This window comes from Aeromicrobium sp. UC242_57 (genome assembly GCF_044452305.1).
GTDB lineage: Bacteria > Actinomycetota > Actinomycetes > Propionibacteriales > Nocardioidaceae > Aeromicrobium.
The window spans coordinates 640,100-662,715 of the sequence record NZ_JBIOAM010000005.1; the positions used below are offsets into that span (position 1 = coordinate 640,100).

The 22,616-nt window shown below is 67.6% G+C and carries 23 protein-coding genes and 4 pseudogenes; 17 read left to right on the plus strand and 10 right to left on the minus strand.

All coding sequences use genetic code 11. From position 1 onward, the window contains the following. Nucleotides 1-123: 123 nt before the first annotated feature. The 3 genes and pseudogenes from ACHMWU_RS25465 to ACHMWU_RS25475 all read right to left on the minus strand — a co-directional run. Nucleotides 124-306, minus strand: a pseudogene (locus tag ACHMWU_RS25465) (ArsR/SmtB family transcription factor); the annotation flags it as partial. 66 nt (nucleotides 307-372) lie between these two features. Continuing rightward, complete coding sequence (gene add / locus ACHMWU_RS25470; protein ID WP_396049216.1) at nucleotides 373-1,248, minus strand: adenosine deaminase; 876 nt, start codon at nucleotides 1,246-1,248, stop codon at nucleotides 373-375. A gap of 156 nt (nucleotides 1,249-1,404) precedes the next feature. Beyond that, complete coding sequence (locus tag ACHMWU_RS25475) at nucleotides 1,405-1,794, minus strand: hypothetical protein (RefSeq protein WP_396048244.1); 390 nt, start codon at nucleotides 1,792-1,794, stop codon at nucleotides 1,405-1,407. Nucleotides 1,795-2,051: 257 nt separating this feature from the next. Between ACHMWU_RS25475 and ACHMWU_RS25480 the strand changes: the two genes are divergently transcribed. From ACHMWU_RS25480 to ACHMWU_RS25500, 5 genes are all read left to right on the plus strand, one after another. Beyond that, nucleotides 2,052-2,525, plus strand: a complete 474-nt coding sequence (locus tag ACHMWU_RS25480; protein ID WP_396048246.1) for an ATP-binding protein — start codon at nucleotides 2,052-2,054, stop codon at nucleotides 2,523-2,525. Then, entirely contained in the window at nucleotides 2,498-3,181 is a 684-nt protein-coding gene (locus ACHMWU_RS25485) for a hypothetical protein (protein WP_396048248.1), read from the plus strand. The genes ACHMWU_RS25480 and ACHMWU_RS25485 overlap by 28 nt, the downstream gene beginning before the upstream one ends. Nucleotides 3,182-3,283: 102 nt before the next feature. Next, nucleotides 3,284-3,703: a hypothetical protein gene (locus tag ACHMWU_RS25490; protein WP_396048250.1), complete on the plus strand. Its 420-nt coding sequence runs from the start codon at nucleotides 3,284-3,286 to the stop codon at nucleotides 3,701-3,703. 37 nt (nucleotides 3,704-3,740) lie between these two features. Then, nucleotides 3,741-4,487, plus strand: coding sequence for a hypothetical protein (locus ACHMWU_RS25495; protein WP_396048252.1), 747 nt, complete (start codon nucleotides 3,741-3,743; stop codon nucleotides 4,485-4,487). Continuing rightward, complete coding sequence (locus ACHMWU_RS25500; RefSeq protein ID WP_396048254.1) at nucleotides 4,441-4,632, plus strand: response regulator transcription factor; 192 nt, start codon at nucleotides 4,441-4,443, stop codon at nucleotides 4,630-4,632. Before ACHMWU_RS25495 ends, ACHMWU_RS25500 begins: the two co-directional genes overlap by 47 nt. On the opposite strand, the gene ACHMWU_RS25505 is transcribed toward ACHMWU_RS25500, so the two are convergent. Beyond that, nucleotides 4,613-5,899, minus strand: a complete 1,287-nt coding sequence (locus ACHMWU_RS25505) for a glycosyltransferase family 2 protein (RefSeq protein ID WP_396048257.1) — start codon at nucleotides 5,897-5,899, stop codon at nucleotides 4,613-4,615. The two genes, ACHMWU_RS25500 and ACHMWU_RS25505, sit on opposite strands and share 20 nt — an antisense overlap. 354 nt (nucleotides 5,900-6,253) lie before the next feature. Here ACHMWU_RS25505 and ACHMWU_RS25510 point away from each other — a divergent pair, with 354 nt between their 5' ends. The 6 genes from ACHMWU_RS25510 to ACHMWU_RS25535 all read left to right on the plus strand — a co-directional run bounded on the left by ACHMWU_RS25510 (nucleotide 6,254) and on the right by ACHMWU_RS25535 (nucleotide 13,531). Then, nucleotides 6,254-7,021: a hypothetical protein gene (locus tag ACHMWU_RS25510; RefSeq protein ID WP_396048259.1), complete on the plus strand. Its 768-nt coding sequence runs from the start codon at nucleotides 6,254-6,256 to the stop codon at nucleotides 7,019-7,021. After that, complete coding sequence (locus ACHMWU_RS25515) at nucleotides 6,978-7,613, plus strand: hypothetical protein (RefSeq protein ID WP_396048261.1); 636 nt, start codon at nucleotides 6,978-6,980, stop codon at nucleotides 7,611-7,613. Before ACHMWU_RS25510 ends, ACHMWU_RS25515 begins: the two co-directional genes overlap by 44 nt. Beyond that, nucleotides 7,610-10,093, plus strand: a complete 2,484-nt coding sequence (locus tag ACHMWU_RS25520) for an isomerizing glutamine--fructose-6-phosphate transaminase (RefSeq protein ID WP_396048263.1) — start codon at nucleotides 7,610-7,612, stop codon at nucleotides 10,091-10,093. Before ACHMWU_RS25515 ends, ACHMWU_RS25520 begins: the two co-directional genes overlap by 4 nt. A gap of 364 nt (nucleotides 10,094-10,457) precedes the next feature. After that, a complete protein-coding gene (locus ACHMWU_RS25525; protein ID WP_396048265.1) occupies nucleotides 10,458-11,909 on the plus strand; it encodes a polysaccharide deacetylase family protein in 1,452 nt (483 codons plus the stop codon). Between the two features lie 116 nt (nucleotides 11,910-12,025). Further along, nucleotides 12,026-12,682: a hypothetical protein gene (locus tag ACHMWU_RS25530; protein WP_396048267.1), complete on the plus strand. Its 657-nt coding sequence runs from the start codon at nucleotides 12,026-12,028 to the stop codon at nucleotides 12,680-12,682. A 120-nt stretch (nucleotides 12,683-12,802) separates the two neighbouring features. Next, on the plus strand, nucleotides 12,803-13,531 hold the full coding sequence (locus ACHMWU_RS25535) for a hypothetical protein (protein ID WP_396048269.1): 729 nt from the start codon (nucleotides 12,803-12,805) through the stop codon (nucleotides 13,529-13,531). A gap of 144 nt (nucleotides 13,532-13,675) precedes the next feature. Here the strand turns inward: ACHMWU_RS25535 and ACHMWU_RS25540 are convergent. From ACHMWU_RS25540 to ACHMWU_RS25550, 3 genes and pseudogenes are all read right to left on the minus strand, one after another. Then, nucleotides 13,676-16,145 (minus strand): annotated as a pseudogene (locus ACHMWU_RS25540) (glycoside hydrolase family 65 protein). A gap of 94 nt (nucleotides 16,146-16,239) precedes the next feature. After that, the gene (locus tag ACHMWU_RS25545; RefSeq protein ID WP_396048271.1) at nucleotides 16,240-16,953 is read right to left on the minus strand and encodes an HAD family hydrolase; all 714 of its coding nucleotides are present in this window, start codon (nucleotides 16,951-16,953) and stop codon (nucleotides 16,240-16,242) included. Nucleotides 16,954-17,058: 105 nt separating this feature from the next. Next, the gene (locus ACHMWU_RS25550) at nucleotides 17,059-17,499 is read right to left on the minus strand and encodes a hypothetical protein (RefSeq protein ID WP_396048273.1); all 441 of its coding nucleotides are present in this window, start codon (nucleotides 17,497-17,499) and stop codon (nucleotides 17,059-17,061) included. A gap of 208 nt (nucleotides 17,500-17,707) precedes the next feature. Between ACHMWU_RS25550 and ACHMWU_RS25555 the strand changes: the two genes are divergently transcribed. The 6 genes and pseudogenes from ACHMWU_RS25555 to ACHMWU_RS25580 all read left to right on the plus strand — a co-directional run bounded on the left by ACHMWU_RS25555 (nucleotide 17,708) and on the right by ACHMWU_RS25580 (nucleotide 20,830). After that, nucleotides 17,708-18,193 (plus strand): hypothetical protein, encoded by a 486-nt coding sequence (locus tag ACHMWU_RS25555; RefSeq protein WP_396048275.1) that lies wholly within the window; start codon nucleotides 17,708-17,710, stop codon nucleotides 18,191-18,193. Beyond that, nucleotides 18,190-18,603, plus strand: a complete 414-nt coding sequence (locus ACHMWU_RS25560) for a hypothetical protein (protein ID WP_396048277.1) — start codon at nucleotides 18,190-18,192, stop codon at nucleotides 18,601-18,603. Before ACHMWU_RS25555 ends, ACHMWU_RS25560 begins: the two co-directional genes overlap by 4 nt. A gap of 185 nt (nucleotides 18,604-18,788) precedes the next feature. Then, nucleotides 18,789-19,058, plus strand: a complete 270-nt coding sequence (locus ACHMWU_RS25565) for an arginine deiminase family protein (RefSeq protein WP_396048279.1) — start codon at nucleotides 18,789-18,791, stop codon at nucleotides 19,056-19,058. After that, nucleotides 19,033-19,677: pseudogene (locus ACHMWU_RS25570) on the plus strand (arginine deiminase family protein); the annotation flags it as partial. The gene ACHMWU_RS25565 and the pseudogene ACHMWU_RS25570, both read left to right, overlap by 26 nt. 118 nt (nucleotides 19,678-19,795) lie before the next feature. Continuing rightward, entirely contained in the window at nucleotides 19,796-19,867 is a 72-nt protein-coding gene (locus ACHMWU_RS25575; protein ID WP_396049217.1) for an arginine deiminase family protein, read from the plus strand. 3 nt (nucleotides 19,868-19,870) lie between these two features. Beyond that, the gene (locus ACHMWU_RS25580) at nucleotides 19,871-20,830 is read left to right on the plus strand and encodes a sigma-70 family RNA polymerase sigma factor (protein ID WP_396048281.1); all 960 of its coding nucleotides are present in this window, start codon (nucleotides 19,871-19,873) and stop codon (nucleotides 20,828-20,830) included. On the opposite strand, the gene ACHMWU_RS25585 is transcribed toward ACHMWU_RS25580, so the two are convergent. The 3 genes and pseudogenes from ACHMWU_RS25585 to ACHMWU_RS25595 all read right to left on the minus strand — a co-directional run bounded on the left by ACHMWU_RS25585 (nucleotide 20,772) and on the right by ACHMWU_RS25595 (nucleotide 22,565). Then, nucleotides 20,772-21,359, minus strand: a complete 588-nt coding sequence (locus tag ACHMWU_RS25585; RefSeq protein ID WP_396048283.1) for a carboxymuconolactone decarboxylase family protein — start codon at nucleotides 21,357-21,359, stop codon at nucleotides 20,772-20,774. The two genes, ACHMWU_RS25580 and ACHMWU_RS25585, sit on opposite strands and share 59 nt — an antisense overlap. A gap of 88 nt (nucleotides 21,360-21,447) precedes the next feature. Next, nucleotides 21,448-22,285: pseudogene (locus ACHMWU_RS25590) on the minus strand (DUF5926 family protein). 34 nt (nucleotides 22,286-22,319) lie between these two features. Continuing rightward, nucleotides 22,320-22,565: a hypothetical protein gene (locus ACHMWU_RS25595; RefSeq protein WP_396048286.1), complete on the minus strand. Its 246-nt coding sequence runs from the start codon at nucleotides 22,563-22,565 to the stop codon at nucleotides 22,320-22,322. Nucleotides 22,566-22,616: the final 51 nt, after the last annotated feature.

Below are 22,616 nucleotides of genomic sequence, written 5' to 3' on the forward strand. Positions count from 1 at the left end.
TCGTCGAGGCGGTCGTAAGCTCTCGGACCAGTAGCCCCGGTAGTCGGCGAGCCAGCTGGTCGCATCTTTCAGCGGTGCGCCCTCGAGCCGACTGAGCCGCATCGTGCCTTGACGGTTGCGCGAGATCAGACCTGCGTTCTCCAGCACCTTCAGGTGCTTGGAGATGGCGGGCTGCGACATCGTGAACAACGCCGTCAGGTCGCCGACGCTCGCATCGTCCTGTGCGAGGCGGGCGAGGATCGCACGCCGGGTGCGGTCGGCCAGTGCCCCGAACACGAGATCGAGCTGCTCTTCACTCATGACCATTCCTTTATATAACTTCTTGGTTATAGATAACCATGTGCTGATGGACGCGTCGACCCCCGGCAGTGATCAGGACTGGGCGTACGCGTCGATCTCGGCGAGGATCGAGGTCTTCAGCTCAGCGGACGCGAACGACTGGCGCACCGCAGCGCGAGCGGGCTCGGCCACCCCGGCATCGTCGAGTCCCAGCAGCGCGCGAGCGACGTCGTACTCGTGGCTCAGGGTCGTCGAGAACATCGGTGGGTCGTCGGAGTTGATCGAGACCGGCACTCCAGCAGCGACCAAGGCGGCCAGGGGGTGCTCGGCCAAGGACGGCACGGACCGTGTGCACACATTCGACGTCGGACTGATCTCCAACGCGATCTGGTGCTCTGCCAGATAGGCCATGAGCGCTGGATCCTGCGCCGCGGCGATGCCGTGCCCGATCCGCTCGGCGCCCAAGAAGTTGATGGCATCCCAGATCGACTCAGGTCCGGTCGACTCGCCCGAGTGCGGGACGCTGCGGAGCCCCGCCGCGATCGCCTGCTCGAAGTAGGGCGCGAACTGGGGCCGCGGCACACCGATCTCGGGTCCGCCGAGCCCGAAGCTCACCAGGCCCTCAGGACGCACCCGTAGGGCGGCGTCGAGAGTGACCTCCGCCGCCGGGAGGCCCGACTCGCCAGGAATGTCGAAGCACCACCGCAGCTCGATGCCGAAATCACGCAGGGCCCGCTGCCGGGCATCCTCGACCGACTCGCAGAAGGCCTCCGCCGCGATCCCCCGCACGATCGACGTGTAGGGCGTCAACGTCACCTCGGCGTACCGGACGTTCTGCGCCGCCAGGTCACGTGCGACCTCGTGCGTCAGCGTCCACACGTCCTCAGGCGTGCGGATCAGGTCGACGACCGACAGGTAGACCTCGATGAAGTGACCGAAGTCGGTGAACCTGAAGTAGTCGGCCAGCAGCCCGGATCGGCCGGCACCGGCGAATCGCCTTCGTACCGAGCGGCCAGCTCGGAGACAGTGCGCTGGGACGCAGAACCGACATGATGGACGTGCAGCTCCGCCTTGGGCAGCCCGAACGCAAACGACATGTTCGGAGACTACCGCCGCGACACCTGGCTAGGCGTCGTCAGCCTGCTGCCGCTCCACGACCGTGCCGCGGTCGTCGAACGCGATGTCGACCGTCACCAGGACCTCGCCGTCCATCGACAGCTCGACCCGGTTCTCCTCCGCCGACAGGTTGCTCGCCGTGCCCTCGTCGATCAGGGTGACCGATCCGATGACGCTGATCAGCGCCACCTTCGCTCCGTTGTCACGCTGGCCGCGGAACACGACGGGACCGGGGCCCGCGTCGCGGATCACGAGCGCAGACCGGCTGATCAGCGGGTGGTCCACGCTGACCGTCGGGGTCTCCGATCCGTCGGCCCGACCGAATGTCCACTTGTCGTCGCCAACCAGCTGCACTTCGCCGCTCTCGCCCTCAGCGGTCTTCCACGTCACGGTGATCATGGCTCCCCTTCCCGAGGACCACTTTTCCACAGACAGGTCGTCGCCGCCGTCTCGTGGGGGTGTCCCCGGCACGGCAAAGTATTTATTCAAGGTTCGCTCGACGGTTTCACCTGCTATACCGGTGGGTAGACACCTGGTGAATCTCGCTGTGGCACCGCACGCTCACGCCGCAACTACCCACTCACCGGGAGGTCAGGATCGGGAGCGTCCGAATGGAGAATCTCAACCAACATGCAGGACTGACACGAGTGGCAGCGTTGGTCGCTGCCACTTCCGAGTCTGCCCTGCTGATCTTGGGTGAACCCGGGCTCGGCAAGTCCCACCTCCTGACCCAGGCCTCCACGGCGGCCAGCGAGACGGTGCACACTGCCTTCGTCTACGGCCGCCCCGCCGAGGCATCGTTCGAGCTGTCCGGCTTCGCCGCCTTCTTCGACGCCCTGCGCGGCGAGCACCAGGCCGCATTCGGCCACCACCTGGTGCTGCGCTCGGACCGGCCCGATCGCCTGTTCGCCGCCGCCCAGGACCTCGCGGAGCTCATCCAGGGACTCCACCTGCGACCCACGGTCGTGTTCATCGACGACATCGACGAGATGGACCCGCTCAGCCAGTCACTGATCTCGATCCTGTCCGGGCACCTCGCCGGCACCAATGTGCGCATCGTGGCCACCGCCAAGTCGACCCCACCCGCAGCCCTCTCAAGTCGATGCCGACCGTCAGCCTCAAGCCGTTGAGCCGGTCAGCCACGATCGACCTCGCCGTGCAGCTCGCTCCCAGCGCCTGGCTGTCGACGTTGCAGATCCTGACCCGTTACGTGCACGGCAACCCGCTGGTGCTGGCCGAGCTGCTCACCGAGATCGAGCCCTATCAGCGGCCCGGCGTCGACTGGCTGACCCTGCCGCCCCGCTCCACCCCCACGGTCGACGCGATCGCGACGGCCCAGATCCGCGACCTCGACGAGGGGCAGACCACGCTGCTGCAGACCATCGCGCTGTCGCCGGCCACCCACGTTGCCGCCCTACGACAGCTGACGCCCGAGTCTGCCGACCTGCTGGACGACCTGGCCGACCTCGCCTTCGTCCGCGTGCATGGCGCCTACGTGTCAGTCGTCGATCCACGCGTCCGCATGCACCTGCACTGGGGTCTGGCCTCTCGCACCAGGCGAGAACGGCTGGCCGAGCTGGCCGAGCTCACCGAGCCATTCGACCCGCACCTGGCGGTCTGGTGCCGCAGCAGCGGCCTGACCGACCCGTCCAAGACAGATGAGCTGCTGGAAGCATCGGCTCAGCCGTCTCGCACCACCGCATCGACGAGGCCATCGAGCTGGCCGAGAAATCTCTGGGCCGAGCCCACGACCTGTCGCGACACAGCGCCCGGGTCGCCGATCTGAGCCTCACGCCTGCTGCGGGCCGGCGAGCTCGACCTCTCGGAGCGGTACAGCGGCCGGGCCCTCCCCTCGGCGGCGTCGCCGCACGAGCACCTGCGTCTCGCGATGCTGCGGGCCAGTGCCCGGCTGCTGAGCGCCCGCCGCATGCCCGATGACGAGGCCCACACCCTGGTCAGCATCCATGCCGCCGCGAATCACGATGCCGCCGGCAACCTCCTGTCGCTCGCCGCGATCCACCGGGCCGAACGCTGGGAGGTCGACCAGGCGCGTGCGCTGCTTGCCCCCGCGATCGAGCTCGACGGCCAGGTCAACGACGTCACCCGCCACAAGCTGGCGATGCTGCAGTCGGCGCTCGACGCGCTCGACGGGGTGCCCGCTCGGCCCGACGACCCGCTCGACGCTGTGGGACCGCACGAGACCAGCCTGCCGCCTGACCTGCTCCTGCTCCGCGGGCGAGCCTTCACGTGGAGAGAACGCTATGCCGAGGCGCGCCGCACGTTCACGATCGTGCTGAACCACCCGTAGCTGGGCTCCACTGTGGCGCAATCTCGCGACGTTCGGGATGATCGGCAACGAGGTCGGGGCCGGCGAGCTCCACCTGGCCCGAGAGGCCATCCAGACCTGGATGACCGTCGCACCCCGGGCCATGTTGGCGTCGTCGGAGAACCACGTGATGCGTGCTTGGCTCTCGTACTCGCGCGGCGACTTCGACACTGCCCTCGAGCACATCGAGGCTGCGGTGTTCCAGGCATCGCGCGAGGTCAGCCAGAGCACACGGGCCCGCGCCCTGGCGCTGCGCGGAACCATCGGCCTGCTGCGCAACGAGCCCGAAGCCGTCGTGACCGACCTGCGCCAGGTGACGTCGATGTCGGTGCTGTTCCGCAACCCGGGCCTGCTGCGACACTGGCCCGACTACGTCGAGGCATGTCTGCTGACCGGCCGCCTGCAGGAGGCTGGCGCCGCCCGACGCGCCCTCGAACGCCGTCTCACGACGCACCACACCCGGTGGGGCACGCTCGCCCACCTGCGGATCGTCGCGATGCTGGCCGAGGACGAGGCCCCGAGCTGTTCGCCGCCGCGATCAAGGAGTTCGGCCCCGACGACTCTCCATACAAGCTCGACGCCCCAGCTCGCCTACGCCAACCGGCTCACGACCCTGGCCGGGCCCCCGAGGCCCGCCGCACCCTACCTCAGCGCTCTCGGCCTTCGAGCAGGCCGGTGCCGACGCCTGGGCCCGGCACCTGCCGGTCCATCGAGGCGTCATGAACACGACCCAGCCCCTGGATCAGCTGACCACGGAAGAACGTGACATCGCCCGCCGGGTCTCCGAGGGCGAGCGCAACCGCGACATCGCCGACTCGCTGCACCTGTCGGTGCGCACCGTCCAGCTGCGCCTGACCCGGATCTACCGGACCCTCGGCATCCACTCACGCGCTAAGCTGTCGCCCTCATGAACGGGCCCCGGTCGGGCCACCACGCCTGACTCGACCCGCCGGGGTCGGACTGGCCCACACACCGTTGGACGAGCGCCGCAACGCCCTGAACAGGGCCCGCAGGCACACGTACGCATCGACGATGCGGAGCACCGGGAACACCGGTGCCATCCACAGGAAGTGCAGCTGACGCGACGTCAGCACGACGTAGAGCGTGAGGATCAGGTCGGGCAGCAGCACGCCGAGCAGCAGGGCGAGCGACGGGAAGGGCAAGGCGAACTGCTCCAGCTCGGTCACCCCGGCCATGACCAGCGAGCTCTCGGAGCTGGTCGCCGACCAGGACCGGCACCATGACGACCAGCAGGATGCTGCTGACGAACACCTCGATCGAGAACAGCACCAGCGCGATCCAGAAGACCTGGAACTGCAGCCTGTGCCGCAGGACCGTCTGCCAGAAGCCAAGGCTCCACCGGCTCATCTGCTTGACGTACTCGTGGAGGCTGTCGGGATCCTGCGTGTACGCGCGCGCCGCCCGGGGGTCGAAAGCCACCCGCCCCAACCGTTTGGCGTGGATCTCGAACGTCATGTTGTAGTCCTCGATCGCCAGACCCGGCGCAGCGATGTCGACGTGCTCGAGGATCTCGGTGCGGTACATGCTGGCGAAGCCCGGCACGATCGCGACCGCATTGGCGCGCGACGCGGCCTGGCCGAACTTGTGCAGCGTCTGGACCGCGACGTACGTCCGCTCCCGGTAGGACGTCAGGATGCGTCCGCGCCAGCTCTGCCCGCTGTCGTGCAGGGTCGTGGCCCGCCCCGCCACCGCCACGACGCCAGGGCGCTGGAACAGCGGCAGCCCCGTGACGAGGTAGTCGTCCGCCGGACGGCTGTCGGCATCGAGCAGCATCACGACCCGGAACCGACGGGCGATGTCGAAGTGCCGCAGACCAGCCACGATCGCGCCTGCCTTGCCGCGGTTGGTCACGAGCTCCATGACCCGCGCGCCGTACGACCTGGCGATCTCGGCGGTGCGGTCGGTCGACGCGTCCGACACGATGAAGACCTGTCGCGGCGAGGACGGCTGGCACGCCGAGCGGATCGTCGCCTCGATCACCATCTCCTCGTTGCGGGCCGCGACCAGGATCGCGACGTCGTCAGGACCGAGCGGTCGTCCGACGAGATGACGCGCGCTTCTGCGGTCGGTGGAGACGAGACGCAGCAGCCCGATCGACGACCACCACAGGGTCGTGACGCCGATCATCAGCAAGAACGTCAGGATGACGAACCACACAGCGACCTCCACACGACTGCGGTATCGCTGGGCCGGAACCACCGTCGTGATCGTCACTTTACGGCGCTGTGTCAACAGCCTGTCCGCATCTGACCACACCGTTCCGCCAAGGCCGATGCGGGTGTCCGCACGGTCCGCATGCGGTCTCCGCACTCTCTTTCCATTCTGGTTGACCCCCCATTTCACTCGGACGAAAGTGACGTTCGGGTGACCACTCGTCACGGCGAGTCACTTCCACGATCACCCGATGCCAGACCCCTGCAAGCCCCCCACGTTCGCAGGCACCACGACACTGCTGCCGCAGTCGTCGCGTGCTCGAACACGACTCGAACACGACCAGCACAGGGAGATCCGATGAACACCAAGCACGCCCCAGGAGCGCCGACCCAGCTGAACGCTCGCATCCAACGTGTCCCCGATGAAGCCCCCACCCCCGCGCCGACACCACCGCCCAGCTTCGACTACGACGTCGCGATCGTCGGCCTCGGCTACGTGGGACTGCCCACGGCGCTCGAGTACCACGGAGCCGGCCTCCGAGTCCTCGCGCTCGAAGCGTCCCCCGACCGTCTCGGTGCGATCACCGCCGGGGCGGTCGACCTGGTGCCCGCAGATGCGGCCAGGCTCGACGAGGCCCTCGCCGACGACCGCTTCGAGCTGACGCTCGACGCCTCGCGGCTGCGGACCGCCCGGTCGGTCATCATCTGCGTCCCGACGCCGGTCGACGAGTTCCTGATGCCCGATCTCGGGCCGCTCCGGTCAGCCTGCGCGACCGTCGTCGCGGCTGCGACCCCCGGTCAGCTGCTGATGCTGACCTCGACGACGTACGTCGGATGCACGCAGGACCTGCTGGTGCATCCGCTCGCCCGGCACGGCCTGTCGGTCGGCGAGGACGTGTTCGTCGCGTTCAGCGCCGAACGGATCGATCCCGGCAGCGTCGCGGTCACCCAGGACGCCGTCCCCCGCGTCGTCGGCGGAGCGACCGCAGCCTGCGAGCACCGTGCCGTCGAGCTGCTGGCGTCGTACGCAAGCCACGTGCATCCGGTCAAGTCGCTCGCGACGGCCGAGATGACCAAGCTTCTTGGAGAACACGTTTCGCGCCGTCAACATCGCCCTCATCAATGAGTTTGCGGACATCTGCCTGACCCTCGACGTCGACGTATCCGAGGTCATCGACGCCGCCGCGACCAAGCCGTACGGCTACATGGCCTTCCGGCCCGGTCCTGGCGTCGGCGGCCACTGCATCCCGTGCGATCCGCACTACCTGCTGTGGCAGCTGCGCCAAGAGCCGGGTCGAGGCCCCCCTGGTCACCGAGGCGATGCAGCAGATCGCCAGCCGACCCCGCCGGGTCGTCGATCGGATGCGCGACCTGCTCGCCGCCGACAGCATGTCGCTGGCCGGCAGCCGGGTCCTGGTCGTCGGAGTCTCGTACAAGCCCAACGTGGCCGACGTACGAGAGTCTCCGCGCTCGACATCCTGCAACAGCTGAGGGAGGCGGGGGCGTCGGTCGCCTACGTCGATCCACATGTTCCCAGCGTGCGGATCGGGGAAGGCGAACAGCTGCACTCGATCGCGGACCGAAGTCCTTCCGCCCCCCACCTGGTGCTGCTCCACACCGCACACGCGGCCCAGGACCTCGGCTGGATGCCGATCGATCAGCTCATGGTCGATGCGACCTACCAGGCCGATCTCAGCGAACGCGGAGTGACGCTGTGAGCGCGCACGGGGACGACGGACGCATCGTCGTCACGGGCGGCGCCGGGTTCATCGGCAGCCACCTCGTCGAGGAGCTGCTGAGCCAAGGACATGACGTCGTCGTGCTCGACGACCTGTCGACCGGACGCATCAGCAACCTGGACCGGCTGCGAGGCCACCCGGGGCTCACGGTCCAGATCGGCTCGGTCACCGACCCGCAGGCGGTACGTCGTGCGATGCGGTCGGCCAGCCGGGTCTACCACCTGGCCGCTGCCGTCGGAGTCAACCTGATCGTCGGATCGCCGCTCGCATCGCTGCGGACCAACATCCACGGCACCGAGACCGTGCTCGCCGAGGCGCACCGCCGAGGAGTGCCGATGCTGCTGGCCTCCACGAGCGAGGTCTACGGCAAGAACACCTCCGACGCGCTGCACGAGTCGGCTGACCGGATCCTCGGTTCGACGCTGCTCTCCCGCTGGGGCTATGCCGCTGCCAAGGGCATCGACGAGGCCTTCGCCCACGCGTACTGGTGCGAGCTGGGCCTGCCCGTCACGATCATCCGCCTGTTCAACACCGTCGGACCCCGTCAGGTCGGCCACTACGGCATGGTGGTCCCCCGCCTCGTCGGCCAGGCCCTGCGCGAGGAACCGTTGACGGTCTACGGCGACGGACAGCAGACCCGCTGCTTCTCGTACGTCCTCGACGTCGTGCCGTCGATCATCGACCTCGCCGAGGATCCGAGGTCGTACGGCAATGCGTACAACCTCGGTGGCGCAGAGGAGATCAGCATGCTGGACCTTGCCGACCGCATCATCGCGGTGACCGGCAGCTCCAGCCCGGTGACCCTCGTGCCGTACTCGAGAGGCGTACGCACCCGGCTACGAAGACATGCGGCGCCGGGTCCCCGACAACACCAGTGCGGGCGCGCTCGTGGGCTTCGTGCCCTCGACACCGCTCGACGCCATGATCACATCGATCGCCGCCCACCTCTCGACCGAAGCGCAGGTCCGCACGATGCCTGCCTTGGATCGGCAAGGTGCGTGATGTGCGGCATCGTCGCGTGTGACACCGATCTGCCGGCAGCGCCGTTCCTCGCCGAGGCCCTGGGACGACTCGAGTACCGAGGATATGACTCTGTCGGCATAGCAGTCGCCGACCCGGACGGTCGGGTGCACACGTTGCGCACGGTCAACCGGGTCGGCGACCTGTTGAACCGCTTGCCCGACTTCGGCGTGATGACGACGGGCGGGGTCGGGATCGGCCACAGCCGGTGGGCCACCCACGGTGAGGTGTCCGAGCGCAATGCCCACCCGCACATCGACTGCAGCGAGCGCATCGTCATCGCGCACAACGGCATCGTCCACAACGCGGCCGCACTGACCACCGAGCTGATCGCCCGGGGTCACCGGTTCAACACCGCCGTCGACAGCGAGGTGATCGCCCACCTGGTCGAGGAGCACCTCGTGGACGACGACCTGCACGCCGCCGTCCAGGCGACCGTCGGACGGCTGGAGGGCTCCTGGGCGATCGTCGCCCTCGACGCCCTGACCCACCAGATCGTCGTCGCGGCCCACCACTCACCCTTGGTCGTCGCGCACTCCATGGCAGGCAGCTTCGTCGCCAGCGACGTCTCGGCGATCGCCCCCTGGATCACCGAGTTCCGGGTGCTCGAGGACGGCGACGTCGTGACGATCGGCGCGGCTCCGCACTGGAGCCGGCACGGCGTCACGATCGACGCCCCGGCGACGATCCCGTGCACCGTGGCCGCCGCCGAGATCTCCCTCGGCCAGCACCCCGACTTCATGTCGAAGGAGATCGACGAGCAACCCGATGTCGCCGACCGGGTCGTCCAGGCCTGGGGCGGTGCCGCCGGCGACCCCGAGCTGTGGCGGTCGTTCGGGCTGCCAGACGTCGAACGGGTTGTGATCGTGGCGTGCGGCACCTCGCTGAACGCTGGGCGAGCGATCGGCTCGATCCTCAGCCAGATCGGCGGCATGCCCCACCACTGGGTCGTGGCCAGCGAGGCGGCGTCCACGATCGTCGAGCCCGGCTCGCTCGTGATCGCGCTCAGCCAGTCCGGTGAGACCGCCGACGTGCTGAGAGCCATCGAGCACCTGACCCGGGGCGGCGCTCCGCTGCTCGCGATCACCAACAACGCGCACTCGGCGCTCGGCCGCCGGGCCGATGCCGTGATGTGCTGCCATGCCGGCGTCGAGATCGGCGTCGCCGCGACCAAGACGTTCGTCGCGCAGGTCATGACCGGCGCGTGCCTCGCACTGTCGATGCTCGCAGCCCACGGCCGCATCTCGCCCCGACGGGCCCGTCGCTACGCCGGGGAGCTCGCGAACGTCCCCGACCTGCTGGCCCTGGCCATCGGTGCGTCCAAGCGCGCCGTGCCTCCTCATGTCGACGCCAACCTCGCCGCCCGCGGCTTCATCTTCCTCGGCCGCGGCTGCGGGCAGGTGTTCGCCGACGAAGGCGCGCTCGAGCGGAGGAGCTGACCTACCGGTGGGCCGAAAGCTATCCCGCCGGAGAGCTCAAGCACGGTCCGCTCGCACTCGTCGAGCTCGGCACCCCGGTCATCGTCGTCGACGACGTCGCCGGCCGGCTCGACTCCAACATCGCGGAGGTCCAGGCGCGCGGCGCCCACGTCATCCGCATCGGCGGTCCCGGGTCGGACATCCCGGCACTCGGACTGCCTGCTGATCCGCACGGCGTCACGAGCATCGGATGGTGCGGACCTATCGGGTCCGTCGTCGCGATGCAGGTGTTCGCCCGTCGGCTCGCCGTCGCGCTCGGGCGCGATGTCGACAAGCCCCGCAATCTCGCCAAGTCCGTCACCGTCGAATAAGACTGGAGTTCGTCATGTCCCACCCCCCTGCTGGACTGACCCGCATCGCGCGACTCGCCGCGTTGCTCGCGCTGATCCTTCCTGCTGCGATAGCCAGCGGCCTCGCCGTGGCTCCTGCCGAGGCCGCCATCGGCCGGGCCACCACCGTCAGCCTGACCTTCGACGACGGCAACGCCAACCAGATGTCTGCCGCCACGATCCTCAAGCGCTACGGGTTGAAAGGCACGTTCTTCATCAACTCCGGGTTCGTCGGCGCCCCCGGCTACCTGACCGATGCCAACCTGGCCACGCTCAAGGCCAACGGCCAGGAGATCGGCGGGCACTCCCTGAGCCATCCAGACCTGACCAACCTGCCGATCGACGAGGTCAAGCGTCAGGTCTGCAACGACCGAGCGGCGCTGCTCGGCAAGGGCTTCGCGGTGCGGAGCTTCGCGTACCCGTTCGCGAGCGTCTCCCCCGCCGTAGAGACTGCGGTCAAGGACTGCGGCTACAACAGTGCGCGAGCCCTCGGCGACCTCGGCATCCCCGGCGATCCCGAGTGTGTCGGCTGCCCGCCCGCTGCGACGCTTCCGCCGACCGATCCCTATGCCACCGAAGCCCTGCCGCAGGTGGAGTCGACGTGGAAGCTCAGCGACCTGCAGGGCGCCGTCACCCGGGCCGAACGCACGGGCGGTTGGGTGCAGTTCACCTTCCACAACGTGTGCGCCGCATCGGCCAAGTGCGAGCTGAACGTGACGCCGACGACGCTGGAGCAGTTCGCCCTGTGGCTGTCGCTGCGCGGCATCTTGCGCAACACGGTCGTCAAGACTGTTGGTGACACGATCGGCGGCGCTGTCGCCCCCGCAGTCACCGGGCCTGTCGCGACCCCGGCCGGACCCGGTGTCAACGGCGTCGTGAACCCCGGCATGGAGACCCTGAACTCCGACGGGACGCCCCAGTGCTGGATGAAGGGCGGCTACGGCGCCAACACCGCCGTGCTCGACCTCGCGACTCCGGGCCGTTCAGGTGACCGTGCGGGTCGGGTCACGATGTCCGGCTACACAGACGGCGACGCCAAGTGGTTGCCCCAGTTCGACCTCGGCGGCTGCTCGCCGAGCGTCGCGGCAGGACATACCTACTCGATGCGCCAGTGGTACACGTCGACCGGTGTCACCCAGTTCGCGATCTACCTGCGGAACTCGGCAGGAGTCTGGGCGTACTGGACGTCGAGCCCGTGGTTCGCCGCGTCGCCCACGTTCACGCAGGCGACCTGGACGACTCCGGAGATCCCCGCCGGCATGACCGGGATCAGCTTCGGCCTCAACGTCTTCGGAAACGGCACGCTGACCACGGATGACTCGGCGCTGTACGACAGCGTCGGCGCCCCCGACCCGGTGACCGATCCGTTGCCGACCCCCGCGGTCGCCCCGCAGGTCAGCAAGGTCGCCGAGCCGCAGGCCACCGAGTCCGATGTCGCCGGCGGGTGAGGGTTCGCCCCTCCCGCCGGCTCGCGCTGGCCGGCTGCCTCGTAGCAGCACTGGCCCTCACGATCGCCGTCCTCCACCACTGTCTCCCTTGTGGTGGGGGACGGTCGGGTGACCTCGTGAGCCGCAGCTATCCCTGGCACACGTCGATCGTGGCCACGACGTTCTGGGTCGGCGGCTTGTTCGACCCCACCGCCCCTGACGGGAGCCAGGTCATCTCGACGTACGACGACAACTGGTTCGACAACTACGGAGGTTGCGATGGGATCGTCGTGGACGGCGTCTGCCGCACCGAGCCTCGCACGGGTGCCAACGACTGGTTCCCCAGCAGCATGGTGCCGCAGCAGAATCCGTTCTACCTCGACCTGCCGTACGACGACCTCAACAACTTGGTGGGCTTCGCATTCCGAGCCCAGGTCATCCCGTGGGCGCAAGACGCGCGCTATGCCGACGTCGTGGACGACCAGTCGGTCAGCCTCATGAAGGACCGGTGGGTCGAGCTGCGCCGCGGCGACCGCACGTGCTTCGGACAGATCGAGGACGCGGGTCCCGGGCAGTACACCGACGCGGCGTACGTGTTCGGTGACGACGACCGCCGTCCGGCCAATCACAAGTTCAACAATGCGGGGCTCGACGTCTCTCCGGCGATCAACGGCTGCCTGGGATTCAGCGAGCTGAACGGGCAGGACGATCGGGTCGACTGGCGGTTCGTCGACGACATCGACGTACCACAGGGGCCATGGACGAAGGTGGTGACGCACACGAACAAACCGTGATTCGTGCAGAAATTGCCGTGAGTTAGGTCACATCACCCGCCAGGGGTGGTATGACCGGGGAAAAGCCGTGCCTACGGTTCCTGAATGCCCACGAAAAAATCATTGCGGAGCCTGGCCCTGGTGGCCGCCTTCGTTCTTGCCTGCTCGGCGGCTGTTGCATCCGTCACCGCACCCGCCGAGGCCAAGGGCCGGACGTACCCCCTTCACACCGGGATCGTCGCGACGACGTTCTGGGTCGGCGAGGTCTTCGACCCCGACGCAGCTGATGGCAGCCAGATGATCTCGACCTATGACGATCACTGGTACCGCAACTACGGAGGCTGCGACGGCCGCATCGTCAAGCGCGTCTGCAAGACCGAGAAGCGGCTGGCCAGCAACGGCTACTTCCCACGCACCATGAAGCCGAAGCAGAACCCGTTCTACCTCGACCTGCCCTATGACGACCTGAACGATCGCACCGGCTTCCGCAACCGCGGCCGCCACCTGCCGTGGGCCAAGGACGCGAAGTACAAGCCGTACATCAAGGACGGCCGGGTCAGCCTCATGAAGGATCGCTGGGTGCGCATCTCCCGCAAGGGCAAAGTTTGCTACGGACAGATCCAGGACGCCGGCCCCGGTGAGTACCACAACGCCAAGTACGTGTTCGGCAAGAAGAACGCCCGTCCGGCCAGCAAGCGCTACAACAACGCCGGCATGGACGTCTCTCCGGCGCTCAACAGCTGCCTGCGCTTCTCGAGCCTCAACGGCCAGAACGACAAGGTCAACTGGCGCTTCGTCGAGGCCAAGAACGTCCCGAACGGCCCCTGGAAGAAGATCGTCACCAAGACCAAGTGGCCCAAAGCCCGCTGACCCCACCCCCCACCCCTGACGAGGTAGTTGTCGCCCCGCCACGAGGTACTTACCGCCCGCCGAGGAGGTGGTTGTCGTCCTGGGCAGGGGCGGCAACCGCCTCGCCGCAGGGCGGTAAGTACCTCCTCAGCGGGGACGAGGGGGCTAGGTACCGGGGACGATCGCGGCGATGATCGTGCCGTCGGCGCGACGACGACCCGGGACCGGCTCGGGCTCACCTTCCAGCCGGGGACCGTGGCCCTCCAGCGGAATCGTCACCGGCTCCTGCGCACGCACCGTGATCTCCTGACCTCGGACGACCAACGTGGCCTCGTCACCGTGCTCGACCTCGAGGTCGACATGGTCCTGGCACACCGTGACCTTGACCCGCGTGCCCAGCAGGGTCAGCCGGAACGTCAGGCACTCCCACGTCTCGGGCAGCCGCGGATCGAGCGTGAACCGGCCGCCGTGGTCGCGGAATCCGCCGAAGCCGCTGACCAATGCGCTCCACACGCCGCCCGTCGAGGCGACATGCACTCCGTCGGACGTGTTGTGGTGCCGGTCGGCCAGGTCGACGAACAGCGCCGACAAGAAGTAGCGCAGCGCGAGGTCGTGGTAGCCGACCTCGGCCGCCATGATCGACTGCACGACCGCCGAGAGCGTCGAGTCGCCCGTCGTGATCGGGTCGTAGTACTCGAAGTCGGCGCGCTTCTCCTCGGGCGTGAAGTGATCGCCCTGCAGGAACAACGCCAGCACGACATCGGCCTGCTTCAGCACCTGGAACCGGTAGATCACCAACGGGTGGTAGTTGAGCAGCAGCGGACGCTTGTCGAGCGGCGTGTTGGCCAGGTCCCACACCTCCCGCTCCAGGAAGTGCTGATCCTGGGGATGGACGCCGAGGTGCTCGTCGTACGGGATCGCCATGTCGTCGGCGGCCCGTTCCCAGTCCGCGACCTCGGAGTCGTCGAGCTCGAGCCGACCCACGACCTGGTCGTACATGACCCCGTCGCGCTCGGCCAGCTCCACGCACGGCCTGAGCAGCCCGGCGCAGGTTGAAGCGCGCCATGACGTTCGTGAAGAGATTGTCGTTGACGACGGTCGTGTACTCGTCGGGCCCGGTCACGCCATGGATGTGGAACGTGCCGTCGGCCTCGTTGCGCCAGAAGCCGAGGTCGACCCACATCCGGGCCGTCTCGACCAGGATGTCGATACCTTCTCGGGTCAGGAAGTCCGTGTCACCGGTGGCGGCGAGGTACTGGCTGAACGCGTACGAGATGTCGGCGTCGATGTGGTACTGCGCGGTGCCGGCCGCGTAGTAGGCCGACGCCTCCTCGCCGTTGATCGTGCGCCACGGGAACAGGGCGCCGTGCTGGGCCAGCTGCTCTGCACGCATACGAGCCGCATCGAGCAAGGTGTAGCGGAAACGCAGAGCGTTGCGGGCCGCACGCGGGGTCGTGTAGGTCAGGAACGGCAGGACGTAGACCTCGGTGTCCCAGAAGTAGTGACCGCCGTAGCCCGAGCCGGTCACGCCCTTCGCCGGAATACCGGTGCCCTCGGCGCGTGCTGCGGCCTGTGCGATCTGGAAGAGGTTCCACCGCGTCGCCTGCTGCACCTTCGGCTGACCCGTGATCTCGACGTCAGAGCGAGCCCAGAAGTCGTCCATCCACGTGCGCTGGTCGTCGAACTGCTGCTCGATCCCGGCGTCGAGGGCGCGGTCGATCGTGCGTCGACAACGGTCGATCAGCTCACGCGACGGGACTCCACGGGACGTGTGATAGCTGACGAGCTTGGTCAATGTGATGGGCTCACCCGGCTGCGCATCGATCCGGTAGGTGACCTTCGCGAGGTCGTCACCGGTCTGCACACGCTGCGTGAAGTTGTTGGCCGTCTCCATCAGGTGCTCGGCTGCGACGCCGATCGTCATGCCGCTCTCGGCGCACTGGTAGCCCAGCGAGACCCGTCCCGACTCGGACTCACCCGAGTTGCTCTGTGGGATCAGCACCCGGTGGCGCAGCTGACCGGCCTTGCGAGGGTCGACGCCTTCACCCATCGACTTGGACCGGACGTGATACTCGTCCTCGCCGTCCTGACGATTCAGGATCTGCGACGAGATCGCGATCGGCGCGTGATCGTCGAGCATCGTGACCTCGAACGTCAGCACCATCAGGTGACGCTGGGTGAACGAGACCATCCGCCGCGACCTGATCTGCACCCGCTTGCCGCCGGGCGTGCGCCACAAGATGTCACGCGACATCACGCCGGTGCGGAAGTCGAGCCGACGCTCGTACTCCACCAGGTCGGCGATCGGCAGCAGCAGCGGTTCGTCGTCGATGTAGAGCCGGATGACCTTGGCGTCGGGTGCGTTGACGATCGTCTGACCCACCCGGGCGAAGCCGAAGGCCTCCTCGGCATGCTGGATCGGCCAGGTCTCGTGGAAGCCGTTGATGAACGTGCCGTGCGAGAACGAGTCGCGGCCCTCGTCGACGTTGCCACGCAGACCGAGATAGCCGTTGCCGACCGAGAACAGCGTCTCGGTCGCGCCGAGGTCGTCGTTGTCGATGTGGTTCTCGACCAGCGCCCACTCGTCGACGGGATAGCGCGACCGGTCGAGGAAGTCCTGGATCTCCGGTGCGATGTGCGAGGGGCTGATGCCGTCACCTCGATGGAGGAGGAATGGTGGGAAGGTGACGGCACGAGTGCCGCCGCCTGATTCACTCGCTGGCGCTCGCTCATGCGACGACCTCCGCGAGGTCGGCGATCACGACATCTGCGCCGTGCTCCATCAAGGCGTCCGCGCCGACGCCTCTGTCGACGCCGATGACGAGACCGAAGTCGCCGGCAGCGCCCGCCTGCACGCCGGACAGCGCATCTTCGAACACGACGGCTCGTTCCTTCGAGACGCCGAGCTGGTCCGCGGCGTCGAGGAACGTGTCAGGGGCGGGCTTGCCCGCGAGTCCGCGCTCGGCGGCCTCTTTCCCGCTCACGACGACCGGGAAGTAGTCGGCCACTCCGGCCGCACGCAGGACGGCAGCAGCATTGCGCGAGCTCGACACGATCGCCATCGTGGTGCCGCGCTCGGCCAGCGCCTTCACGAGCGCGACAGAACCCGGGTAGGGCTTGACGCCCTCGTCGGCCAGGATCTGCTCGAAGTCGTCGTTCTTGCGGTTGCCGAGTCCGGCGACGGTCTGCGCCGTCGCCGCATCGGAGGCGTCGCCGTCGGGCAGCGTGATGTCGCGCGAGGCGAGGAACGATCGGACGCCGTCATAGCGCGGCTTGCCGTCGACGTACGTGAAGTAGTCGTCAGAGGTGTACGGCTCAGCGACACCGCGCTCGCGCAGGAAGTCGTTGAACATCTGGTCCCAGGCCCGCATGTGAACCTCGGCGGTCGGTGTGATGACACCGTCGAGATCGAACAGGGCTGCGTCGTAGTCATTCCAGTCCACGTGACGAGCGTACGCAGGTGCGACGGCTTGTGCGTAAATCCCTTGGCGCGACACTGGCCACACCGAAGCTCTCAAGGTCAGACAGTCACGTGGGCTCAGCCAGCATCACGGCTCTGACGCAGACGTCCAGGCCGTAGTGCTCCTAAGCTCGGACGGCGACAACGACGACAGGTCGCCGTCCCAGAAGATGATGTCCAGGCAGCCCCGGGGCAGGAAGATGCCCGTGAAGGCGACCTGCTTGTCGCGCCGCACGATCTTGCCAGCAGCCCGTAGCTCAGACCGAGTGTGTCGAGCCTTGGAGTTCCACAAGATCTTCAGACCGGTCTTCTTGCGAGCGACCCGAATAGCCTGACGGACCTTATTGGTCGGCTTTCCCACGCCGTAGAACACCGCGCGAGGATTCTTCTTGGCCGTGATCCGGCGCCACGACGTGTAGTTCGACGACTTCTTGGCAATCCGGTGCACGCGCAGCAGCTGCTTGCGCTGAGCCTTGGCCGAGGGAGGCTTCTTCGCCGCCGTGACCTCGGTCGCTACCGACACCGGCACCGTCCGCGACTCGCCAGCGACCCGCTGATTTCTGACGGCTTGTCACCACGGCACTCATGCCGCAACATAGTGAGAAGCCGGGTCACGCGTCACGGCTTCGGCCAGTTTGCAGATGTGCCAAAACGACCACACCTGAACAACCTGTCGCCCATAATGAAGGCACTCGCCAGCAGGCCCAGCTTCCAGGAGATTCATGCGTACGTCTGTCATGTCCCGATCCCTCATCGCCCTCGCGTCGCTCGCGCTCGCCTCGGCGGCGCTTGCCGTGCCTGCGTCGGCCGCAGCGTCCGACATCAGCCGTTCCCAGATCCTTCATGCCCTCGACATGGTGCGTGATGACCCGGCCGTCTCAGGAGGCAATCCCTACGCCGCGTCACCTGCCACGAACCGGGCCCTGCGGGTGCTTGCGAACCGTGCCTGCTCGGTCAACCATGACAAGGAAGTCGTGTTCGCCTCCGTCGGACTTCCGGTCGCGCCAGGCGACTCTGCGGACGGCTTGCTCGTCATGTCGATGATCGCCGATCCGTCCTCGATTCTTTCCATGATCGGCGGGTCGCCATCGGCCGAGATGTCCGGACGGTACTGCTTCTTCGGTGCGCTCGCGGCCACCGGTTCGTCCGCGACCCTCTCCGGTACTGCCAAGCTCACGACGGCCTCGACGAAGGCTATGCACTCTCCGGTGACGCCTACGTGACGCCCGGGCGTTCTTTCTCCATCAGCACCGCGAACCCCAGTCCGCCGTTCGACCAGGCCGATCTTGCTTTCTCGGCCACCGGCAACGCGACGACCAGCACCAAGATCACCACGACCAAGACGGTCAAGACGCCGAAGACCAAGGCCCAGCTGAAGTCGGCCAAGAAGAAGTACAGCCAGGCGCTGGCCTCGGCCAAGAAGTCCTACGAGAAGGCGCTGAAGAAGGCTGGCAGCAACAAGAGCAAGAAGGCCGCCGCCAAGAAGGCGTACGACAAGAAGAAGGCTTCGGCCAAGGCCACCTACAAGAAGCGGGTCGCCACCCAGAAGGTCATCAAGGTGACCACCGTCAAGAAGACGCCGACGCCCTTCGACGTCCAGGCCGCAGGATTCCCAGTTCCGCCCGCGCCCTGATCGAACCTTCCCGGGACGTCATCCTCGCAGTGCTGATGCACAAACGGCGGGGATGACGTCCCGGAATGGTGACGGGTGAGTCATGCCCCTTGGAGCGGACAGTGAAGTCGGCCGACTGCGCACGGTCATGTTGCACCGTCCCGGTCCTGAGCTCGCCAGGCTGACACCGCGCAACAACGATCAGCTTGCTGTTCGACGGGATCCCGTGGGTCGGTCGCGCCCAGAACGAGCACGACGCCTTCGCGCAGGCTTTGCGCGATCACGACGTCGAGGTGCTGTACCTCGCCGACCTCCTGACCGAGACCCTCGCGGCCCGATGCCCGCGCCTCGGTCATCGACGCCACGACCAGCAGCCTGCGGCTCGGCGACAGCCTCCGCACGTACCTGCGTCGCTCGCTCGCCGACCTCCATCCTGCACGGCTCGCGCAGGTGCTCACGGCAGGTCTGCGCAATGACGAGGTCACCGGGTTCAGGTCGATCGTCACCGGTCTGCTCGGCGCCGAAGACTTCTTGATCGACCCGTTGCCGAACCTGCTGTTCACCCGTGACTCCTCGGTGTGGCTGCGCGACCGGGTCGCGGTCACGAGCCTCGCGATGCCCGCGCGCGTGCGAGAGACCCAGCTGACCGGTCTGATCTACGCGCACCACCCTCGCTTCGCCGGGACGCCGATCATGCACGGCCCCGAGCTGGAGCACCTCGAAGGTGGCGACGTGCTCGAGCTCGCGCCGGGCGTCATCGCCGTCGGCGTGGGCGAGCGCACGACCCCGGCGGGCTTCGAACGGTTCGCCGGCACGGTCCTTGCTGACGGTCTCGCCCACACCGTCCTGGCTGTCCCGATCGCCCAGGACCGCGCCACGATGCACCTCGACACGATCGTGACGATGGTCGACGTCGACACCGTCGTGATCTACCCCAACATGGCCGACACGCTGCAGGCCTTCGCTGCGACCCGATCGGACGACGGCCTCGTCGTCGCGCCACCACGGTCGTTCTTCTCGGCAGCCGCCGAGGCCATGGGCATCGACACCCTCCACCAGATCGACACTGGCCTCGACCCCGTCACGGCCGAGCGCGAGCAGTGGGACGACGGCAACAACACGCTCGCGATCGGGGCACGGCTCGCGGTGGCGTACGCAGCGCAACGAGCAGACCAACGCCCGGCTCGAGGCCCACGGGATCGAGGTCATCGCGATCAGCGGCGACCAGCTCGGCTCGGGCCGTGGCGGGCCGCGGTGCATGTCGTGCCCGATCGATCGCGACTGAGCCGTGGACGCTGATCTGCTCGCCCGGTTCGAGTCCGAACGTCCTCGGCTGCTCAACGTCGCCTACCGGTTGACCGGCAGCGTCGCCGACGCGGAGGACGCCGTGCAGGAGGCCTGGCTGCGCCTCGACCGCGCCACCTCGCCGGGCGGGTCCGACGAGATCCGCAACCTCCAGGCCTGGCTCACCACGACCGTCAGCCGGCTGTGCCTCGACCGGTTGACCTCGGCGGCCGCCCGCCGCGAGACGTACGTCGGACAGTGGCTGCCCGAGCCGATCGTGACGTCATTCGACCCAGATGCAGCCGATCCGCTCTCAGCGGTGATCACGCACGACGAGAACCGCTTGGCAGCACTCATCGTGCTCGATGCCCTCGCGCCGGCGCAGCGCGTCGCCTTCGTCCTGCACGATGCCTTCGGCGTGCCGTTCGACGAGATCGCCACGACCCTCGACATCACCGCGGCCCATGCGCGCAAGCTCGCCTCCCGGGCACGCGCCACCGTCGCGAATCCACCGCCGCCCGTGAGCGATGACGTGCACAACGAGGCGGTCGGGCGGTTCCTCGCTGCGATGGCCGCAGGTGACCTGGCGGCGATCCTGGCGACTCTGCACCCCGACGCGCTCGTGATCGGCGACGCCAACGGCACGACCAGCACCGCCGTCAACGTGATCCGCGGACCCGAGAAGTTCGCCAGGTTCTACCTGGGTCTGATGCGGCGCTACGGCGCAGCGGCGCTCGATCGCCTGCTCCCGGTGCTCGTCAACGGCCAGCTCGGCCTGATGACCACGGGCTTCACCGGCGAGACCACACGGCTCAGCTCGCCGCCGCGGGTCGCTGGTTTCACGGTGCGCGACGGCCTGGTCTGGGCCACGTACGACATCGCCAATCCCGAGAAGCTCGGCGGTGTCAGGCTTCCTGAATGGCCTCCACCGCCCACGGGACCCGACAGGAATCACCCGAGCTGAACCCCTGGTCGACGATGCCGAGGGCGTGGTTCATCCGTGCACGCTGGTTCTCGAGAGCGATCTGGTAGGTCAGCTCGACGACACCCGCATCACCGTACGTCCGGACGAGCGCCGCGACCTGATCGTCGGTGACGGTCATCGGCGTCGACGTCATCGCGTCGGCGTAGCGGAGGACGTCGCGTTCAGCGTCGGTGAACGCATCCGATGTCTCGAAGTCGCCGATCTCGCGAAGTCGTTCGACATCCAGCCCGTCGAGCCGCTGCAGCATCGCGCCGAAGTCGACGCACCACGAGCAGCCGACCGTCCACGCCGTGCGATAGACCGCGAGCTGGATCAACGACGACGGCACGACACGGGTCGCCTTCTCCACCGCCAGCTCGTGCCGGGCGGAGGCCAGGAACAGCTTCGGATGGTGGGCCAGAACCGTGAACGGCTCAGGCACGACGCCGAAACGCCGGCCCGCGATCTTGTAGCCGACCTTGACCAGCAAGGAGGCGTCCTGAGGTGCGACGGCGGGGATACGGGGCATGAGGATCTCCAGTCCTGCGACGCCGATGCGCCGCTCACCCCTCAGACGACGCAGGGGTGCCAGACGTGACACCCCTACGTCAGAGAGCTCAGACCGAGACCTGGCGGCTGATCAACGCACCGCGAGCCGAACGCTGCTCCGACGTCAGCGGACTGTCGTCGGCCAGGGCCGCATCGAGACGAGCCTTGAACTCGACCGCCGGCTGCTCGAGGTCGGCCGCATCGTGCGAGAACTCCCACACCGGCACCAGCAGGCCGTGTGCCCGGAAGTGCCCGATGAGCTCGGTGCCCTCACCGAGGGTGTCCTCGTCGGCCGCACGCAAGCGGGCCAGCGCATCGAGCAGCTCGGTCTCGTCGACCGTCATGATCCATCGCAGGAACCGCTGCGGACCCATCTCGGTCCAGTAGGCACCCTCGACCGACGACAGCTGCACCGTCGGGTCGATCGTGTCATTGGCTTCCTCGAGCATCTCGGCAGTGTCGCCGTCAGTCTCGACGCCTTCGAGCCAGTAGTCGAAGCCGTCGTGCACCTCCACGTCGAAGCCGCTGGCCGGATCGATCAGGTCCTGGACGCGGGGACCCGACGCCCGGATCAGTGATCTTGACCGGGTTGCCGGGCTCGGTCTCCAGAGCCAGCTCGATGACATGAGCCAGATCGCGACTGATGTCGCCGAAGTTGTGCGCGACCTGCAGGCCGACCCAGATCTCGCCGTCAGGTCGACGGATACCGGCACCGTTGCCTGGCAGCAACGAGCAGATCCGGACCGTCTCACCCGTCTTCAGGGTGATCGTGCCGGAGGCCGACGGCACGAACTCGCGCAGAGCGATCCAGTCAGCCTCTCCCGGGAGCCCTTCGAAGGTGCGCGCCACGAACGGCATGCGTTCCTTCTTGGCGGCCTTGGTCTTGATTCGCGACTTCTTGCCCATGACGGGCGAGTGTCGTCGTGACCGCGGTGCACAGTCAGTGGGGAGTGAGACCGAGCTCGGCGTTGACCCGGGTTCCGGCCGACATGTCGACCCACCAACGGTCAGCAACCCGGTTGATGATCGACAGTCCCCGGCCGCTGAGCGAGTCTTCGTCGAAGTCGATCGGTTCGAGCGAGCCGCCGACGCCGGCATCCTGGACGCTGAGCGAGCAGGTCGCCGTTGATGGCGCACGAGATCTCGATCGCGCCAGCCGAGTTGGGCTCGCCGTGCCGCACGGCATTCGCGATCATCTCGCTGATCACGATCAAGGCGTCGTCGATGACGACCGACG

Bases quoted from the DNA above. Each gene is read 5' to 3' on its own strand.
- ACHMWU_RS25475 (WP_396048244.1), bottom strand. From the start codon at position 1,794: ATGATCACCGTGACGTGGAAGACCGCTGAGGGCGAGAGCGGCGAAGTG.
- ACHMWU_RS25485 (WP_396048248.1), top strand. From the start codon at position 2,498: ATGCCGACCGTCAGCCTCAAGCCGTTGAGCCGGTCAGCCACGATCGAC.
- ACHMWU_RS25490 (WP_396048250.1), top strand. From the start codon at position 3,284: ATGCTGCGGGCCAGTGCCCGGCTGCTGAGCGCCCGCCGCATGCCCGAT.
- ACHMWU_RS25495 (WP_396048252.1), top strand. From the start codon at position 3,741: ATGATCGGCAACGAGGTCGGGGCCGGCGAGCTCCACCTGGCCCGAGAG.
- ACHMWU_RS25500 (WP_396048254.1), top strand. From the start codon at position 4,441: ATGAACACGACCCAGCCCCTGGATCAGCTGACCACGGAAGAACGTGAC.
- ACHMWU_RS25510 (WP_396048259.1), top strand. From the start codon at position 6,254: ATGAACACCAAGCACGCCCCAGGAGCGCCGACCCAGCTGAACGCTCGC.
- ACHMWU_RS25525 (WP_396048265.1), top strand. From the start codon at position 10,458: ATGTCCCACCCCCCTGCTGGACTGACCCGCATCGCGCGACTCGCCGCG.
- ACHMWU_RS25555 (WP_396048275.1), top strand. From the start codon at position 17,708: ATGTCCCGATCCCTCATCGCCCTCGCGTCGCTCGCGCTCGCCTCGGCG.
- ACHMWU_RS25585 (WP_396048283.1), bottom strand. From the start codon at position 21,359: ATGCCCCGTATCCCCGCCGTCGCACCTCAGGACGCCTCCTTGCTGGTC.
- ACHMWU_RS25595 (WP_396048286.1), bottom strand. From the start codon at position 22,565: ATGCCGTGCGGCACGGCGAGCCCAACTCGGCTGGCGCGATCGAGATCT.